This is a genomic window from Chitinophaga sedimenti, from assembly GCF_023156195.1.
Lineage (GTDB): Bacteria > Bacteroidota > Bacteroidia > Chitinophagales > Chitinophagaceae > Chitinophaga > Chitinophaga sedimenti.
In genome coordinates this window covers 222,487-239,650 of record NZ_JAKUKA010000001.1, presented here as the reverse complement: position 1 = coordinate 239,650, position 17,164 = coordinate 222,487, and the positions used below count along the sequence as shown (strand labels likewise).

The 17,164-nt window shown below is 50.9% G+C and carries 15 protein-coding genes and 1 pseudogene; 1 reads left to right on the top strand and 15 read right to left on the bottom strand.

Annotation, left to right across the window (positions count from 1 at the left end; genetic code table 11):
* Positions 1-6: 6 nt before the first annotated feature.
* From MKQ70_RS01330 to MKQ70_RS01295, 8 genes and pseudogenes are all read right to left on the bottom strand, one after another.
* Positions 7-543 carry a RagB/SusD family nutrient uptake outer membrane protein gene (locus MKQ70_RS01330; RefSeq protein WP_248066722.1) on the bottom strand — a complete coding sequence of 179 codons (537 nt, stop codon included), beginning with the start codon at positions 541-543 and terminating at the stop codon, positions 7-9.
* Between the two features lie 125 nt (positions 544-668).
* Positions 669-1,454 carry a RagB/SusD family nutrient uptake outer membrane protein gene (locus MKQ70_RS01325; protein ID WP_248066718.1) on the bottom strand — a complete coding sequence of 262 codons (786 nt, stop codon included), beginning with the start codon at positions 1,452-1,454 and terminating at the stop codon, positions 669-671.
* A gap of 27 nt (positions 1,455-1,481) precedes the next feature.
* A complete protein-coding gene (locus tag MKQ70_RS01320; RefSeq protein ID WP_248066715.1) occupies positions 1,482-1,865 on the bottom strand; it encodes a hypothetical protein in 384 nt (127 codons plus the stop codon).
* Positions 1,866-2,136: 271 nt separating this feature from the next.
* On the bottom strand, positions 2,137-4,737 hold the full coding sequence (locus MKQ70_RS01315) for a SusC/RagA family TonB-linked outer membrane protein (RefSeq protein WP_248066712.1): 2,601 nt from the start codon (positions 4,735-4,737) through the stop codon (positions 2,137-2,139).
* Between the two features lie 269 nt (positions 4,738-5,006).
* On the bottom strand, positions 5,007-6,155 hold the full coding sequence (locus MKQ70_RS01310) for a FecR family protein (protein WP_248066697.1): 1,149 nt from the start codon (positions 6,153-6,155) through the stop codon (positions 5,007-5,009).
* A gap of 85 nt (positions 6,156-6,240) precedes the next feature.
* Positions 6,241-6,837, bottom strand: a complete 597-nt coding sequence (locus tag MKQ70_RS01305; protein ID WP_248066695.1) for an RNA polymerase sigma factor — start codon at positions 6,835-6,837, stop codon at positions 6,241-6,243.
* 161 nt (positions 6,838-6,998) lie between these two features.
* Entirely contained in the window at positions 6,999-8,636 is a 1,638-nt protein-coding gene (groL, locus tag MKQ70_RS01300; RefSeq protein ID WP_443657901.1) for a chaperonin GroEL, read from the bottom strand.
* Positions 8,637-8,723: 87 nt separating this feature from the next.
* Positions 8,724-9,004: pseudogene (locus MKQ70_RS01295) on the bottom strand (co-chaperone GroES).
* A gap of 220 nt (positions 9,005-9,224) precedes the next feature.
* On the opposite strand from MKQ70_RS01295, the gene MKQ70_RS37360 reads away from it, so the two are divergent.
* A complete protein-coding gene (locus tag MKQ70_RS37360; protein ID WP_282456169.1) occupies positions 9,225-9,806 on the top strand; it encodes a phosphatase PAP2 family protein in 582 nt (193 codons plus the stop codon).
* Positions 9,807-9,898: 92 nt separating this feature from the next.
* On the opposite strand, the gene MKQ70_RS01285 is transcribed toward MKQ70_RS37360, so the two are convergent.
* From MKQ70_RS01285 to MKQ70_RS01255, 7 genes are all read right to left on the bottom strand, one after another.
* A complete protein-coding gene (locus tag MKQ70_RS01285; protein WP_248066693.1) occupies positions 9,899-10,093 on the bottom strand; it encodes a hypothetical protein in 195 nt (64 codons plus the stop codon).
* 11 nt (positions 10,094-10,104) lie between these two features.
* Positions 10,105-10,653 (bottom strand): alpha/beta hydrolase family protein, encoded by a 549-nt coding sequence (locus MKQ70_RS01280; protein ID WP_248066691.1) that lies wholly within the window; start codon positions 10,651-10,653, stop codon positions 10,105-10,107.
* Positions 10,650-12,374 (bottom strand): hypothetical protein, encoded by a 1,725-nt coding sequence (locus tag MKQ70_RS01275; protein WP_248066688.1) that lies wholly within the window; start codon positions 12,372-12,374, stop codon positions 10,650-10,652. Before MKQ70_RS01275 ends, MKQ70_RS01280 begins: the two co-directional genes overlap by 4 nt.
* Before the next feature lie 100 nt (positions 12,375-12,474).
* On the bottom strand, positions 12,475-14,430 hold the full coding sequence (locus MKQ70_RS01270; RefSeq protein WP_248066684.1) for a TlpA family protein disulfide reductase: 1,956 nt from the start codon (positions 14,428-14,430) through the stop codon (positions 12,475-12,477).
* An 81-nt stretch (positions 14,431-14,511) separates the two neighbouring features.
* A complete protein-coding gene (locus MKQ70_RS01265) occupies positions 14,512-15,660 on the bottom strand; it encodes a RagB/SusD family nutrient uptake outer membrane protein (RefSeq protein ID WP_248066681.1) in 1,149 nt (382 codons plus the stop codon).
* The gene (locus tag MKQ70_RS01260; protein WP_248066670.1) at positions 15,593-15,877 is read right to left on the bottom strand and encodes a hypothetical protein; all 285 of its coding nucleotides are present in this window, start codon (positions 15,875-15,877) and stop codon (positions 15,593-15,595) included. The genes MKQ70_RS01265 and MKQ70_RS01260 overlap by 68 nt, the downstream gene beginning before the upstream one ends.
* Positions 15,878-15,889: 12 nt before the next feature.
* A complete protein-coding gene (locus MKQ70_RS01255) occupies positions 15,890-17,059 on the bottom strand; it encodes a SusC/RagA family TonB-linked outer membrane protein (protein WP_248066666.1) in 1,170 nt (389 codons plus the stop codon).
* Positions 17,060-17,164 lie beyond the last annotated feature (105 nt).

The following is a 17,164-nucleotide window of genomic DNA, read 5'->3' as shown; positions in this document are numbered from 1 at the left end:
ATTGATTTAGTAACCAGGATTCTGATCTTTTACGGGGTCGATAGCTTTGTTGTAATTCAGCTCCGACACCGGAATAGGCCACAATAAATGGCGCGCGGCCATATCTTTCCCTTTTACTGCCTTTATCACCTGCTGCGCAATGCCCAGTCGTTTTAATTCGTACCAGCGTTTTGCCTCCCCTACGGTTTCATAGCCTCTTTCCTTTACTACCAGGTCTATAAATGCCTGTTTGGTGGGATAGTCGGCCAGTTTAAAATCGATGGCCGCATCTGGCACGGTCGGCTTTTTACCGTACGCCCTGCGATGCACCATGTTCAGTTTCTCCATAGCATCGGCATTAGGAGCACCATCCGCCTGTGCCACCGACTCGGCATAAAACAACAGCACATCCGCATAACGATACATGGGATAGTCGTTACCACCGGCAGTGGTGGTTACCCCGTCACTGAACTTTTTGAGCAGAATAGTGGTAGCGCCCAAACCGAAGGTCTGGCTGTACCAGTTGTATCTATAACGCAGATCAGTCTTCGGCCAGTCGCGCACGGCCGGATTTTGTATCGAATCGCTGTAAAAGGTATAAAATCCTCCTGGTTTATAATAGACCGTTCCCGGATAATGACAATACTGTGGGTACTGAAATCCCTGGGAGGCCGGTGTACGCGAGTATTTCACGTAAAAATTTCTTCGCTGGTGCCGTTGGCTTCCGGGCCGAACAACTTATCAAAGTCATTCGCCGTTGTCACTTCCACCAGCGCAAATTTATTAGCGGTGATCACTTCCAGCGCCTTATCACGCGCCGGACCATATTGTCCCATATTCATGTAAACATCGGCCAGCACTGTTTTTGCCACCAGCTTCGACGGAGCTCCTATGGCTCTTGGCGCATCGGGCAAATCCTTTTCGGCGGCCAGCAAATCGGCCACCAGGAAGTCGTACACCTGTGCCTGCGTTGATCTCGCCAGTTCAATAGAATCGATGTTAAACTCCGTACGCAGGGGTACGCCCGCCCAGTTACGTACCAGGAAGAAGTACGATAGTCCGCGCATAAACCTGGCCTCCGCCACATATTGCTGAACCTGCACCGGCGTGAGTTGTTTGCCCAACGGCGCCTTTTGTATCACAATATTAGCGTTGCGGATCGCCTGGTAAAACGCGCTCCACATATCACCGGTACGGGTAATGTTCGTATTATCAAGCCCGGTATAGTCATTCAGCGGTGCGTGGCTGCCACGGCCGTATAAATACTCGGCATATATTTCCTGCTGGCATTCGTATAAAGCGCCCATCACACCCGAACCGCGGGTGGGCGTGTAAATGGCATTCAGGCCGGCTTCCACTTCGGCTGGAGTGTTATAGAAATTACCGGCATCAATCGCCCGCGGCTCCTCGTCCAGCAAATTAGCGCAGGAAGTGAACGTGGCGGTTGCGAATAAAAGGATCAAATATTTTTTCATACAAGATGATTAACGTGGTAAAACAGATCAGAATCCGCAACGGATACCGAATGTAACAGACTTGTTAGTGGGATAGATCGCATAGTCGATACCCTGGTTAATGGAATTGGCGCCACCGTAGGCATTTACCTCCGGATCGTACCATGAATACTTGGTAAACGTGATCAGGTTTTGTCCGCTGGCATATACCTGGGCAGACTTAAATCCTTTCCAGCCCCAGTCTCTTACAGGCAGGTTATAGGCAAGTTGTATGTTTTTAAAACGCAGGTAGGTACCGTCTTCCACAAAGCGGCTGGACATATTCGCGGTAAGGGTACGCGTAATCTTCGGATATTTCGCATTCGTGTTTTCCGGTGTCCAGTGGTCTTCGAATACTTCTCTTGGCAGGTTGAGACCCATGCCCAGATCCACGGAAGATGCTTTATTAAGATTGAAGATATCGTTTCCGTAAGAGCCCTGTATAAACACGGTGAGCTCCGGCCTTTCCAGCCGGTTACGGAATTGAGGCCGTAAATGAAATCAGGATTCGGATCGCCAATGATCATTTTGTCCGCCGCGCTGATGGCGCCGTCTTTTGATCTGTCCTCATACGCCAGGTTACCGGTCGAGGTATAACCGATTTCTTTATAACCGTAAAACACACCTAAAGGCTCGCCTTCGCGCAGCAGGTTCACAGCATCATTTAAAGAACCGGTGTAAAAGCTGAGCCATAAATATCCTGTCCGTCATAGAGTTTCACGACTTTGTTCCTGTTGAAAGCAATGTTACCGTTCATATTCCATTGTACATCGCCTTTCAGGATAGCCGCATCAAGTCCAAGCTCAATACCGGTATTTTCCATCTCGCCCACGTTTTTAAGCGTACGCTCGTATCCCATGGAACGTGGCAGATTTACGTTGTTCAACAGGTTTACGGTCCGCTTGCGGTAGTAGTCGAACGTTAAACGCAGGTCATTCTTAAACAGGCCGAGTTCCGCGCCAAAATCAAGCTGGCGGGTAACTTCCCATTTCAGATCACCAGGCAGTACTACACCCGGTCCGTACGATACAAACAGCGCATCGCCAAAGATCGTGTTACCGGAACCTAACAGGTTTAAGGTCTGGTAAGGATTCAGCGAAGTATTACCGGACAAACCATAAGTAGCTCTCACTTTCAGGTCAGACACCACTTTCGATTTCTTGAGGAATTCTTCATTAGATGCCTTCCAGGCTACCGCCGCAGAGGGGAAGTTTTCCCACTGGTTATTTCTAGAATAACGGGAAGAGCCGTCACGACGAATGCTGGCGGTGAACAGGTATTTGTCGTTCAGGGTGTAATTCAACCTGGCGAGGTACGACAACAATACCCATTTAGAATAACCGCTGCTCGGGATACCCGGTGTGGCTGAACCCCGGATATTGCCGGTGCCCAGTACATCGCTGAGAAAGCCGTTGCCCGAGCCGTTCAGACTGGTGCTCACATTGTCCTGGTAGGTAAAACCTGCCAGTGCGGTGAAGGAATGTATCCCGATTTCTTTCTGATAGGTAGCGGTGTTTTCGCTCAGCATACCAGTTTGCTGCGTGGTGGCAATGCTGGCATTACCAACAGAGTTCACGGTAGGTTCGATGTTGGAGTATTGATCGGTACGGTCGTTGATATTGTCGATACCACCGGAAAAACGCAGTGTTAAACCATCGAGCGGTTTAACGATCACCGCGGCATTCGCGAATACGCGGTCGCTTTTAATCACGTCGCGCTGTTCGTTGGTAAAGATCAGCGGGTTGATGATCGCGTTGGAAATAAAAGGATACGCGGTATTCAGCCTGCGATACGCGCCGGAAGGCAGATAGGGGGTAACAGAAGGCGGCGCCATCAACATAGCTGAAATCAGGTCGCTGCCGCGGTTACCCAGGCCAGAGTTCTGGCGCGCGCTGCTCAGGCGGGTCAGGATACTGTTAAACGATACGGTGAATACTTTATTGATATCATGCTCAATGTTGGCGCGCAGGTTATAACGTTTGTAGTCGCTGGCGCGGATAATACCTTCCTGCAGGAAAGCGCTGGAACCGATCGAGAACTTCGTTTTCTGCGTTCCGCCGTTTACGGTGGCGCTTACCGTGTAGATAGGCGCCTGGCGCAGCACGAGGTCCTGCCAGTCGGTTCCTTTCACGCCACCCAGGCTATCGATATAGTTTTGGGTGAAGTAGGGCGCCAGGCCGTCATTTTTCGCCTGTTCATTATAGAGAAGCGCGTATTGCTGCGCGTTCATCAAAGGCATTTTTTTAGATACCGTTTGCAAGGTGTAACTGGCATCCACATCTACCGAAGTAAAATCATTTTTACGGCCGCTTTTTGTAGTGATCATCACTACGCCATTGGCGCCGCGTGAACCATAAATAGCCGTGGAAGAAGCATCCTTCAGAATTTCCAGCGAGGCGATATCCGCATTCTGTAAAAACGTAGGATTACCATTATAAGGAAAGCCGTCGATCACATATAGCGGTTCGTTACCACCGAGGATAGAGTTCGTACCCCTTACCCTAATGCTCACGCCGCCACCGGGAGAGCCACCGTTCTGCATCACCCTTACACCGGCCGCGCGACCGTTCAGTGCCTGCATCACGTTGGTAGACGGGAACGCGGTAATGTCTTTAGACTTCACCTGCGACAGGGAACCGGTCAAATCGCTTTTGCGCACGGTACCATACCCTACCACCACAATTTCGTCGGTTACATTCACCTGGTCTTCCAGTTTTATTTCGATGGGCTGCGCGTTTACCACCTGCACATCCCGGCTTTTGAAACCCAGGTACGAAATGGTGAGCATTGCCCCGCGGGATACGCGCAGTTTGAAATTGCCGTTGGCATCCGTTGCAGCGCCTTTACCCGTGGCTTTATCGGCTACCGTAGCACCGGGCAGCGGCTGATTCCGGGCGTCCGTCACACGGCCTGTGGCTTCAACGGTAGTATCCTGTACCAGTATTTTTACCGGGCCAAGATTCATATAGATATCCTTTTTCCGGATAACAACATTTTTACCCACGATGGAATAAGAAAGCCATTGGTCTCTCAAAGCCTCTTCCATCGCTTTTTCCAAAGGCACGTCTTTAAAGTCGACCGATACTTTCGGCGCTTTATCGATCAATTGATGATCGTAGAAAAATCCGTATCCCGTTTGCTTTTCGAAGTAACGGAACAGTTTTTCCAGCGGCAGATTGCGCCCCGAGAACGTTACGTTCTGAGCGTAACCGCGGGCGCTGACCTGCAGGCATACGGACAATAAGAGTACAGCAGTGATCTTCATAACAAGCAGTGTTTGGGCTGACAGGCGCCATTTTAAATACCGCGCATGAATAATTCTAAAATGCATAATTTTGGTTTGTTAGGGTAATGAAATCCCGCCTGGCCAATAGCCAGGAACGTGGAGGTACCAATTAAACAGCTGGTTTTGCCCTTTCATTTTCGCCGGGACCGACGGCCATCGGGACCGGCTTTTTTATGGGCGGATTCATTAGTGTGTGTTGAGCGTTCTTTTCTTCATAGTGGATTGCTTATTTTTTCATAACTAATAAACTAAGGTGTCACGATAATCTTTTTCCCTTCCAGGCGAAAGTGGACGCCGGTTAATTCCAGCATTTTCAATACGTCTGTTATACTGCTGCTACGCAAAACCTGTCCACCAAACTCCCGCGATGGCACATTGCCTTCGTAAGCAATTTCCGCGTCGTACCAGCGGCCCACCTGTCGCATTACGCCCTCCAGGGGTTCGTGGTTAAACTGGAAATAGCCGTTTTTCCATGCTACTACTTCTTCCAGGTTTATATTTTCTTTCAGGTTGATATTAGATTGATGATCTGTTACGGCCTGCTGTCCCGGCTTCAGGGTTAACGCCTGTGCCCCGCGGACTACTTTCACAGCGCCCTGCAGCAATGTTGTACGCGCCTGCTGCTCGTCTGCATAAGCCATTACGTTAAAATGCGTGCCTAATACCTGCACCGTCATGTCGTTCACCATTACTTTAAATGGCTGCCGCGTGTTGTGGGCGATTTCGAAGTAAGCCTCGCCCTGCAACTCCACGGCGCGCTCGTTCCCGGCAAAAGCTGTGGGAAAACGAAGGCTGGAAGCAGCATTTAGCCATACATTGGAGCCATCAGGCAGCACAATGCGGAACTGGCCGCCCCTTGGCGTGGTAAGCGTGTTGTAGCCCGACTTTGGTTGTGCGCCCCCACCGGCCTGGTAGGCCAGCTGTCCGCTGTTTAACTTGATCACCTGTACATTACCCTGTTGCGCAATGGCGCCGTTCCCGGCGCTGTCGAGCGTAATCTCGCTGCCATCCGCCAGGGTGAGCACGGCTTTATTGCCCCCGGGCTTTACCTGGTGGTTAGCGGCAAAGGTGCTTGTACCCCGGGTGGTCGGAGGAGTTTCTCTTATAAAATATAATAGACCAGAAACGGCTAGGGCGAGTACAGCAGCTGCGGCGGCCAAGGTGCGCAAACGCCTGTAGCGCGGACGCTGCACAATACGCTGACGGATCGCATCCATGCGGTCGCGGTCCGAAAGGCCGTGCAGGGCACGGTTGGCAAGCAACTTATCAAGGGCGTCGTTCCATTGCCCGCGGAATTGCTCGTCCTCCAAAGAGTTCAGCAGTTGGTTTACTTCCTCCCTGCTCAGCTCCTCGCTTAAATATTTATCCAGTAAGGCCGAAAATGTTTGCGGGTCCATAACGTGAAATAGCCGGTTACAGGATAAAGACGCGCAACTCCGAAAAAGGGAGGTGGTGGATTTAAAAAAATTCGCGGGGAGGAAATCAACCTATAAAACTAAGTGCCCATAAGGTAATAAGGGCGCCGGAGGGATAGTTGGCGAGGGCCTTACGCAGGGTGGCGATGGCCTGTACGATATAACTTTTGATGGTAATCCGCGACACGCCCATGGTAACGGCGATGTCTTCATGGCGCATGCCTTCGAAACGACTGAGCTGAAAAGCCTTCTGCTGTTGTGGCGGCAATTGCCGGATCGCCTGCAGTACGGTCTTCTCCATTTCCCGGAATTCGGTCTGCTGGGCGGCGGTTTGTGCACCGTTTTCGTCGAAACAATGCAGTAAATAATCGCGGTACGCCTTGCCCGATGCAAGCTTACGGAGGCGGGTATAAATGGTATTGCGGGCGGCTACGAACAGGAATCCTTCCAGCTTTTCCACTGCCGCCATCGACGCACGCTTCTCCCAGACCATGGTAAACACGTCCTGGGCTACATCTTCGGCCATGGCCGGCGATTTGGTAAGGAGTAAGGCGGTGGAGTAAACGGGATCCCAATACCGTTCAAAAATGATCCGGTACGCATGCTGGTCACCACCTGCAAGCAGGCGTAACAACGTGTTGTCATTGGTTGTGCTTTGATGCATACGGTCTAAACGTGGATGGGTTCACTCAGTCACATTAAAAGTACAAAAAAATAATGGTGAAGAACTAAAAATAAGTATTTCAGGAACTTCTCCGCATACTTCATTTGCGGGGCCGCAGGGTGTCATACATATAATAGACGAGGGCCGGGTTTCCCCAGCCCTCACTTTGTTATTGGTTTTCTTGTTTTGGGATTGACTGCGCCTTTGCGGCACATGGAACCTCTTTTTCTATCAATAATCCATTCCGGCCATACCCGGCGCTGCCGGTACCGGGGGATTTCCTTTTTCGGTTTGTCTGCAACTACGCATTCCGTTGTGAGCAACATGCCGGCAATCGACCCCGCGTTTTCAATAGCAATCCTGCTTACTTTGGCCGGATCGATTACACCTGCCGCCAACAGGTTTTCGTATTGCTCGGTGCGTGCATTAAAGCCATAATCATCTTTTCCTTCTTTGACACGCTGCACAACGACGCTTCCCTCGAGGCCGCAGTTACGGACTATCTGGCGCAAAGGCTCCTCCACGGCACGTTTAACGATCTCTATGCCGGTTTGCTCATCTTCGTTGGAATATGCTACAGCTTCGAGGCCGGCCGCGGCGCGCAACAATGCAACCCCGCCCCCGGGAACGATCCCCTCTTCCACCGCAGCGCGGGTGGCATGCAGCGCATCGTCTACCCGGTCTTTCTTTTCCTTCATTTCCACCTCGGTTGCCGCTCCTATATATAATACCGCCACGCCTCCACTGAGCTTAGCAAGCCGCTCCTGAAGTTTTTCGCGGTCATAGTCAGATGTTGTAGCCTGCAACTGGGCTTTAATTTGTCCAATGCGGGCGCTGATAGCGGATTTATCGCCCAGCCCGCCTACAATGGTCGTACTATCTTTATCAATCGTAATAGATTCGGCGGAGCCCAGGTAACTTAAATCGGCATTTTCCAGTTTATAGCCCTGTTCTTCGCTGATCACAATCCCTTTTGTCAGCACTGCGATGTCCTGCAACATTTCCTTCCGGCGATCACCGAAGCCGGGAGCTTTTACAGCGGCTACCTTTAAAGTGCCCCTGAGCCGGTTTACCACCAGGGTAGCAAGGGCTTCTCCCTCCGTGTCTTCGGCTATAATCAGCAGTGGGCGGCCGCTCTGCGCTACCTTTTCAAGAATATGCAGGATATCCTTCATTGCAGATATCTTCCTGTCACAAATAAGAATGTACGGCTGTTGCAATTCGGCATGCATCTTATCCGGGTTGGTAACGAAATAGGCCGACGAATAGCCCCGGTCGAACTGCATACCTTCCACCACTTTAACAGTTGTATCTGTACCTTTGGCTTCCTCCACCGTAATCACCCCTTCACGGCCAACCTTGGTAAATGCCTCGGTAATGAGGCGTCCTATATTATCGTCGTTGTTGGCGGATATCGTAGCCACCTGCCGGATCTTTTCCGTATCATCACCGATTGTACGCGCCTGCTGCTGTAGTCCTCCGACAATTGCTGCAACGGCCTTATCGATACCCCGTTTCAGGTCCATCGGATTAGCACCGGCAGCTACATTTTTCAACCCTTCGGTGATGATTGCCTGTGCAAGCACGGTTGCCGTAGTGGTACCGTCGCCGGCAACATCCGCGGTTTTGGAGGCCACCTCCTTCACCATTTGTGCTCCCATGTTTTCAACAGGATCCTCCAATTCAATTTCCTTTGCTACACTTACCCCATCCTTTGTTATGGCCGAGGCACCGAATTTCTTTTCCAGCACTACGTTGCGGCCCTGGGGACCGAGGGTTACTTTTACTGCGTTGGCCAGGGTATCTCTACCCCTTTCTTCATTCTGTTTCTCGCTTCAAGATCAAAGAAAAGTTGCTTTGCCATGATTGTCCAGTACGTTTAATGGTTACAGAATTGCGAAGATATCGGACTCGCGCATGATGAGCAGTTCTTCGCCATCAATGTTAACTTCTGTGCCGGCATACTTGCCATACAGCACCGTGTCGCCGGACTTTACTGTTACCGGCTCATCTTTTTTCCAGGCCCGGCTGTTACTACCGTACCTTTCTGAGGCTTCTCCCGGGCGGTGTCGGGGATAATAATGCCGCCTGCGGTCTTCTCTTCTGTGGTCGCCGGTCTTATAATTACCCGGTCATGCAATGGAATAGCTGTTACACTGTTTGCCATAGTTCATTAATTTGAATTGGTTCAAAAACAAATCATTATAGCATGCTCTTTTGGGGGAGGGCCCTCCCGAAAAAACTCTTTTCAACCCGTGTGCCAGGCAATGGCCCATGACATTTTTGTCATTTCCGGCTAAAAAATGTCAGTTTTTATCTTGAAAAAATGACAGCCCTGGCGATTTGCACAGGCCTCCTCTATGCCAAATTACCCTTACTTTTATCCTATGTTGAAAAGCCACCTTACGCTCCTGCTACTCGCCTTTTGCACCAGTCTGCAGGCGCAAACCCGACTCGACTCCATCGACATCCGCATGCTCGACAACATTGCCAACACCCGCACCGACGCGCAAACGAAGTTTTATAAATTCGCCGCAAAGGCCAACACGTATGTGAACATCGCTGTACCGGCCGGACTGCTCATCGGCGGCATTGCCTCCGATAACCGCGACATGCGCAGCAATGCACTCTACGTGGCAAGCAGCACTGCCACCACGGCACTGCTCAATGCAGGATTAAAACTGATTTTCAAACGTCCCCGGCCCTTCCGCCGCTATTCCTGGTTTACGGCGCTTGCTCGCAATGGCGGCTATTCGTTTCCATCCGGGCACTCCTCCTCCACTTTCAGTAACGCGATGGCCGTTTCGCATGCCTATCCAAAATGGTATGTAATCGCACCCTCCTTTTTATGGGCCGGCGCGGTGAGTTACTCGCGGTTATATTTGGGTGTGCACAACCCGTCTGATGTGGCTGCGGGGGCATTGCTGGGTGTGGGAACGGCGTATGGCATGGACTTCCTGCGCAAATAAAAACGTCCCGCCATGTTTGGCAGGACGTTTATTTTGCGGGCAGTACGTTTAATAACGCTTGGCCGGCGCCTTTCCTTGTTTATGAGAAAACATCAATAATCCAATTTACGGTCCACTTTCGCTTCGTCTGTGTTGATGCCTTGTTTCATCCACCTCGGCATTGGTTTGCCTTTCAGGTAATGATCGAAGAACTGCGTCATACGGGCGGTCCAGTCCTGCTGTTGCGGCAGTTCTTCCAGCGTGTGGTTCTGGCCCTTATAATTCAGGAGCCAGGCGGTTTTCTGCATGCGGCGCATGGCTAAAAAAGATCGAGTCCCTGGGTGAAGGCTACCGCACCGTCCTTATCATTGTGCAGGATCAGCATCGGACTGCTGATTTTATCCGCCTGCAGGATGGGCGAATTCAGCAGGTAAGCTTCCTTATCTTCCCATAACGTTTTACCGATGCGGTATTGGTCCACCTCTGTTTTAAACATACCCGGCGCGCCGTTCTGACGCAGGGACGTATAGTTGTACGTCATGTTCACCACGCCCGCGCCTACGTTGATACATTTAAACATATCCGTTTTAGTGGCGATGTACGCCACCTCGAATCCGGAAAAACTGTGTCCCTGCAAACCGATATGGTCTTTATCAGCAATGCCCTGCGCGATCAGCGCCTGCGTACCGCTGGTGACCGCATTAAATGCGTCTTCACCGGGTTTACCCACGCCAAAGTGGACGTCTGGGCGGAATACCACGTAACCGTTACTCACGAACGTAGGAATATCAATAGTACATGTGCTATAGAGCGGTGTAAGATAATCGTGCAGGTCGTCGGAATGCTTTTCGTAGAAGTTCACGATCACCGGGTATTTTTCGCGGGATCGTAGTTTTCCGGCAGGTACAGGAGGCCCTGGTTTTCCTTGCCGTTTACATTTTTCCAATTGAACACTTTAGCGCTGCCCCAGCTGTATTGCTGTTGCTGCGGATTGATGTCCGTCAACCGCTTCGCGCCCTGCATGTTGCCGTTGGCATACCACAGGTCGGGGTAACGGGCAAAACTCTGCCGGCTGAACAGGAACGCTTTTCCATTACCAGCAACCGACGCTCCCTTCACAGAATAGGCGGCATCGTCGGCCAGTGCTTCTACCTTTTTAAATGGCATTAACCGATATACGCCGGCCGATTTTGTACGCTCATTGAAACTGCTTAACAGTACAGGCTTAGCGGGATTGATTTCTCCGAGAAAAGGTGCGCCCAGCGCGCGGAGGGCAATGCCATTTGCGCGGCCGTAACCATTTGTCAGTGATCGCGGCGCAGCAGTACCGGTGAGGTCCAACGCCCACATATCGTAACGATCATATAGGACCACCGTATTACCGCCATCCATCCAACCGGCTACGCCGTACGCAGTTTGCATACGCTCCATGTCGGCGGCTTCGTCGTTTACAGGAAAACCTATGCTGGCTGATATGTTTTCAAACGCACCTTTTACGGGATCGAGCAGCATCCAGGCGCGTTGCGCATGATTGAACATCAAAGCGAAACGGCCATTGGGGCTCCATTGCGGATTGTCCGTTACATCCTTCGCGACCAGTTTGCGATCGCCGGTTTTCACGTTTACCATCCAAAGGTCCTGGTGCGCATCGTACGTCCAGTCTACAGCCAGTTTATACGGAGCGGGATCAGCGTACAAAGCATATTCGAAGGTCGGCGCCTGTGGGGCGAAAAACTGTCCCGAAAACTCAGGAGCCGCCTCCACCAATTGTTTTGTATCAAGATGATAAACAAACTTCGCATCATCCATCATGCTGCGGTTTCCCTGTCCGCGACGCTGCCTGCGCGGCGATACGGGCTCATTCCACGTCCACAGTTCAAGGTCCACCGCCGCCGGGTTAGGTTTGGCTGGCGGCTGCGGGCGTGACTGATAATTAAGGTCGAGCACAAGTTGCTTCGTCGCCGGTGTAATTTCGTAAGCACGTGGCCGCAGCTGACAACCAGCTGGAGGTTTCACTTCATCAAAATCCAGCACCAGCTGCGGTTGTCCACCATCCAGGGAAAAATAATACAGCTGGTTACCCGCTAAAAAAGTACCCTCCTTCTTTTCCTTATTGAAAGAAAAATCACTTACCGCTCCGGTGGACACTACTCTATGCTTACCTTTCAGCGGACCGGCCTTTACGGCCTTATCCTGCTGATAAATTACCTGGCGGTCCTGGTCAAACAAAGTAACCCTGCTTACTCCCGGAAATACTGTACTGTCGCCGGTATCCACATTCCACACCACGAGCTGCGTGCGGTTGCTGTAAGTTACATACGGGGAGCCTTCGGCTGTCAAAAAAAAACTACTATTGGTCCAATGCAGTTTGCGGCCATCTTTCATCCGCATCAGCATTAAAGAATCCTTCGCCTTATACTTCAACCATTTACCTGCATTGAAAAAAGTGGCATCCGATAAATTCGGCATCACGATATTCTTCCCAGAAGTAATATTCACCAGGTGCATTTCCTTGCTTTCATCGTCGGCCACGCCATAAATTACCCAGCACCGTCCCACGATATGGAAGGACTGCTTATCCTTTTCCATTGCCTGTATGCGGCCGTGTCCAGCGCCGGTTTTTGTGAAAAGCCGGGCAACGCCTGCAAACAGGCGGCCCCGGCCAGTAAAAGCACTAACTTCTTCATTCCTATTCGGCTTTTAACAGTTCAATGACAGCAGACAATTCGTCCGCCAAACCACTCGGACTGCCAAGGTAACCTTCCGAGGTGTAGCGGATCACGCCGTTTTTCAAAATCACTTTGCGTGGAATGGCGGCAGACCTGAACACCGGCGTCATGCTCTTAAACACAAGGTCTCTGGCTTCTGTAGCAGGATTCTCCGCGTCATACAACACCTTAAAAGTGTAGCCGGCGCCAGTGATATATTTTTTAATATCGCTTTTATAATTATCGCCGCGCTCCATGGTGGCCACGAAATAAAAATCAACACCCGGGTCGTTTTTATACTTATCCACTGCCAGCTGCATGCCGGGAAAGGCTGCTTTGCACGGGAAGCACCACGTAGCCCAATAATCGATCACTATGATTTTATCTTTCCAATCAGCGCTGTTCACGGATTTTCCGTCCATTCCTTCGAGCTGGAAAGCCTTGTAAGGAGCATTGATCAGCGCTTTTTGCAGTTCTTCTTTATTGAGGGCGGGCTTTAACGAAGCGAGGTAAGCATCGTAAGTAGTCGCTTTACCCTTATAAGCTTTCTTCAACTTTTCGAGGATGGCCGGGGTGGCGGCACCTGCACGCACACTGGCTTCCATGGCGGGCAGCACATCCTTTTTACGCCCGGTGTGCTCAAAAATAGTGACGCGGGCGTCGTTCAGTCTTGCATTTTCATAAGTGCCTTTTTCGGAGATATAAGGCAGCAAAGCTGCAGCCGTTTTATATTCACCTTTTTTTGCCAGCATGCCGATATGCACAGCGAGTTTTTCATCTACCTGCTTCTGCGCCAGCACTGCTGCCTGCTGAGGCGTGTAACGGTCTTCCATATAAGAAAGATCATTGCGCTTTTTCAGGAATTCATTCATCACCAGCACAGACAGGTCATAGAGCTTTTCTATGGGAACTTTACCGGTGAGGTATGCGCCTACGAAGTTGTGGTGATACACTTCCGCGAGCGTGGCGAAATCCATTTCGGGTAACAGGGCTGCGAGTTTGGCCTTTTCGTTACGCGCCACGTAAGCAGCGGCCAATGTGCGATGCATGTTGTAATACAGGAAACGTTGCGTTACCGGCGTATCTTTACGCATATCCGCTACCGGAAACTCCTTCAGAAAACTCTCCATAGCGGCCATTTTTTTCTCATCCATTGGCATTGCAAATACTTCGCTATGGCGCTGGAAGCGGGCAGTGCGGCCTTTAGGATATTTGGCGAGTATCACTTTCCGGATAGAATCCGCTTTCACTTCGTCCTTCAGTTGAAACTTATAGACATCGTAGATGGTGTTGTACCCTGTTTCCGTGATATTCGGAAAACGACCGAATTTCTCCAGGTTGCGGGGCGCCTTTTCTGCAAATTCATCTCCAAGCTTAATCTTTAACATACCGATATAGCTGTCGAAGAAATGCGGCATGCTGTCCGGGAATTCTTCCATTTCCTTACGGATCCACATTTCCAGTGCTTCGTTGTTCAAATCGAACTTGTCGAAGTAGCCACCAGGAGCTTTGTTAAAAGATGGTTTGCGGAAAGTTGCCCAACCTAGTGCACCGCCGGGTAAACGGCCGCCGTTTTTATTGATCGGCGTTACCACGTAGCCAAAATCGTTATTATTGTCGGCTTTGCCGTCTTCGCTGGTTAATTTGATGGCCAGGAAAGCGCAATTGGCGGGAAGCTTGTAAGTGCTGTTCCACTGGTCGCCGTTGTGTGTAAAGTTCACATCATCCAGCTGCCAGCGGTAATTATTAAACAGGTAGATAGTGCCATTTACCTGTTGTTTTCCCTCTAAGGGACCACCTTTCGGGAAGTAGCGGAGATTCAGCGTAGTGCCGGCTGTTGCCCGCTCCCAGCCTCTCAGGCGGGCGCTGTCTGCCTGCGCATTCGCTGCGCCATGAACGGTCGCCAGCGCTGCCGGGATACTTAACCATTTTCTCATCTCAGGATTTGTTTTGGCATGACCCAACCGGGAAGCGCTTTCGCACTCCCGGGCGGGTCATCATTATAATTGGATTTTAACTTAGCGGGCGCTCTGCTCGATCTCCGGGTTCAACAATATATATTTAGGACCGATCGGATAGGTATAGCGGTTGCTGTTAGGCTCAAGGGTATAGTCCACACCCTTGAACCGGCGTACCACGGTTTTGGCGAAAGCCGCGTCCTTGTTCAGTCTTTTCTGGTCGAACCAACGCAGGCCGGTACCGAAGAACTCGCGTTTACGTTCGTTCACCACGGCTTCCAGCGCCTGCTGCGGCGTACCGGGTGTAAGAGCTACATAGTCAGCAGTTCTGAAGCGATATCCACGAATGGTGTTCAGTATCGTTGTTGCCGTTGCTGCATCGTTCGTACGTGCGGCACATTCGGCTTTGATCAGCATCATTTCCGGTACACCAGGACCCTGGGTTACAGTATTCGTTTCGCGGCTGTATTTCTGCCTCCAGTAACCGAAGCCGGTAAAGGCCGGGAAAAAGCTGGCGCCGGGTTTCACGAATAACGTATAACGCAGATCTTTCGTACCCAGCAGCGACAATACAGCTGTATCGATCTGAATCCCTGCAAACGGATATGCACCGGCGTTGATTTTGGAAAAGATCACTTCCGGATCCACTAAACGATAAGGAAAGCCGGTAACGCTGTTGGCGTAGGTGCGCAGGTCTAGCAATTTATTTTGCAACGCCAGCGCCTGTTCCGCATAACTGCGTGCGTTGGTAAAGTCCCGCGTCATCAGGTAGGTACGGGCCAGCATGGCGTAGGCGGCGGCTTTAGACGGACGGGTGTTATAATCCGGCAAGTTCGGCAGCGCATCTACAGCGGCTTTCAGGTCGGTGATGATGCGATCATATACAACTGCTACTGATGCCCTGTTCAGCGGTGCATACAGGTCCGGGGTCAGCAACACCGGCACTCCAAGGTCTTTGGCGGCGGTAGCACTGTCGTATTGTGGGCCGTAAATATTCACCAGGCACCAGTAAGCATACGCGCGATGCACCAGCGCTTCGGCGTACAGTTGTTGTTTTTCTGCATCCGTGCCGTTTTTACTATCCATTACGCCGGCAATTACTTCGTTCACCGTGTAAATGACCTTGTACAGCTTTTCCCAATCAATATCGCCCTGGGTATCGCCCCAGTATTGAGCCTGCCAGGTGTATACGGCGGCTGATATCCACAATCGTTACTTGTTTGGCGGAGTCGATAATGCGGGTATCATCCGCAGAATAAATCGGCATAAAGAAACCGCCTTCCAGCTGCGCATTGTTGTCCAGTACTGCACGATAATCTTTGGTGTAGGTCAGCGTTCTTTTACCGATCTGGTCTATTTCCACATATTTGCGGCACCCCGTAAAGAACAACGCTGCCGCGGCTATGATATATATTACTTTTCTCATGTTGATCAATCTTTAGAAGGTTGCGTTAATGTTAAACAGGAAGCTGGTCACCGGCGGCAAAGACGAGTAATTCGCACTTGCGTTCACATATTCCGGATCGATGCCGTCTTTGTTCGCTCTCCACAAAATACCCAGGTTGCGGGCGTTTGCGCTGATGTTCAGCGATTTGATCACTGCTTTCGGCAACAGCTGCTGCGGGAAGTTATATCCCAGCGAAATCTGCTGCAGGCGGATGTTGTCCGCATCGCGCACCAGTTTGTCAGAATTCGCATAACGGTTAATGCTGTTAAAGTTAACATTGCTCAGGCCCGGCACGTCTGTCGTTGCCTCATCGCCCGGCTCACGCCAACGATCGGCCAACGCCTTCTGGCGGCCTAATGAACCATAATAAGTACCCTGGAAGTTCGGATAATTAGTTACCGCCGGCTTCATAAAGATGTGGCCCATATAGTAGGTCATCTGCACGCCCAGGTCAAAACTCTTGTAGCGGAAGTTGTTGAAGAAACCTCCATGATAAGGCGCTACCCTGATACCCACATACTTAAGATCCTTTATGTCAAATGCAGAAGTAAGCGCAGTAGTATTGTTGATGATCTTGTTATTGCGATCATAGATCTGCGTCTGGCCTTTATCGTCCAGTCCGGCCGAACGGTAAACAAACGTAGCACCCAACTGGTAACCTTCTACGGGCGTGCCGCTCATCACGGTTGTTGCAACCGTATTTTTATACCGGCTGTCGGTCACCTTTGTTTTGCCATATGCAAAGTTGAACACAGAGCTGATGCTCCAGTTCTTTTCCTCCAGTGGTTTGCCGGAAATGCTGAACTCCATGCCATAGCTATTGAGCGTGGCAGTATTAAACTGCAGGCTACCCCAGCCATAGGTCGCATTGTAAGGCAGGCTTACCATAATCCCGGAACTTTTCTTCGTATAAGCATCGGCGGTAAAATTCAACCTGTTTTTAAGCATGCGCAAATCCAGGCCGAAGTTCATTGTCTTCGTCAGCTCCCAACCCAGTTGCTGGTTAGCAGGGAATGTGATGGTACCGATCGGTAATTGCGTGCTCGGATCAGTAGCGTTCAGTTGCAGAATGGTCACGTTGTTGCCGGCCAATGGAACGGAACCTCCGGTACCATATGTGGCGCGGATATCCAGTGCATCCATCCACGAAATGCCCTGCATAAAATCTTCCTGGCCGAGGCTCCATTTGGCGCCGGCAGACCAGAACGGTTTTGCGCGTTTGCTGCGCTCGAGGCCAAGCAGTGTATAATCATCAAAACGGAGACT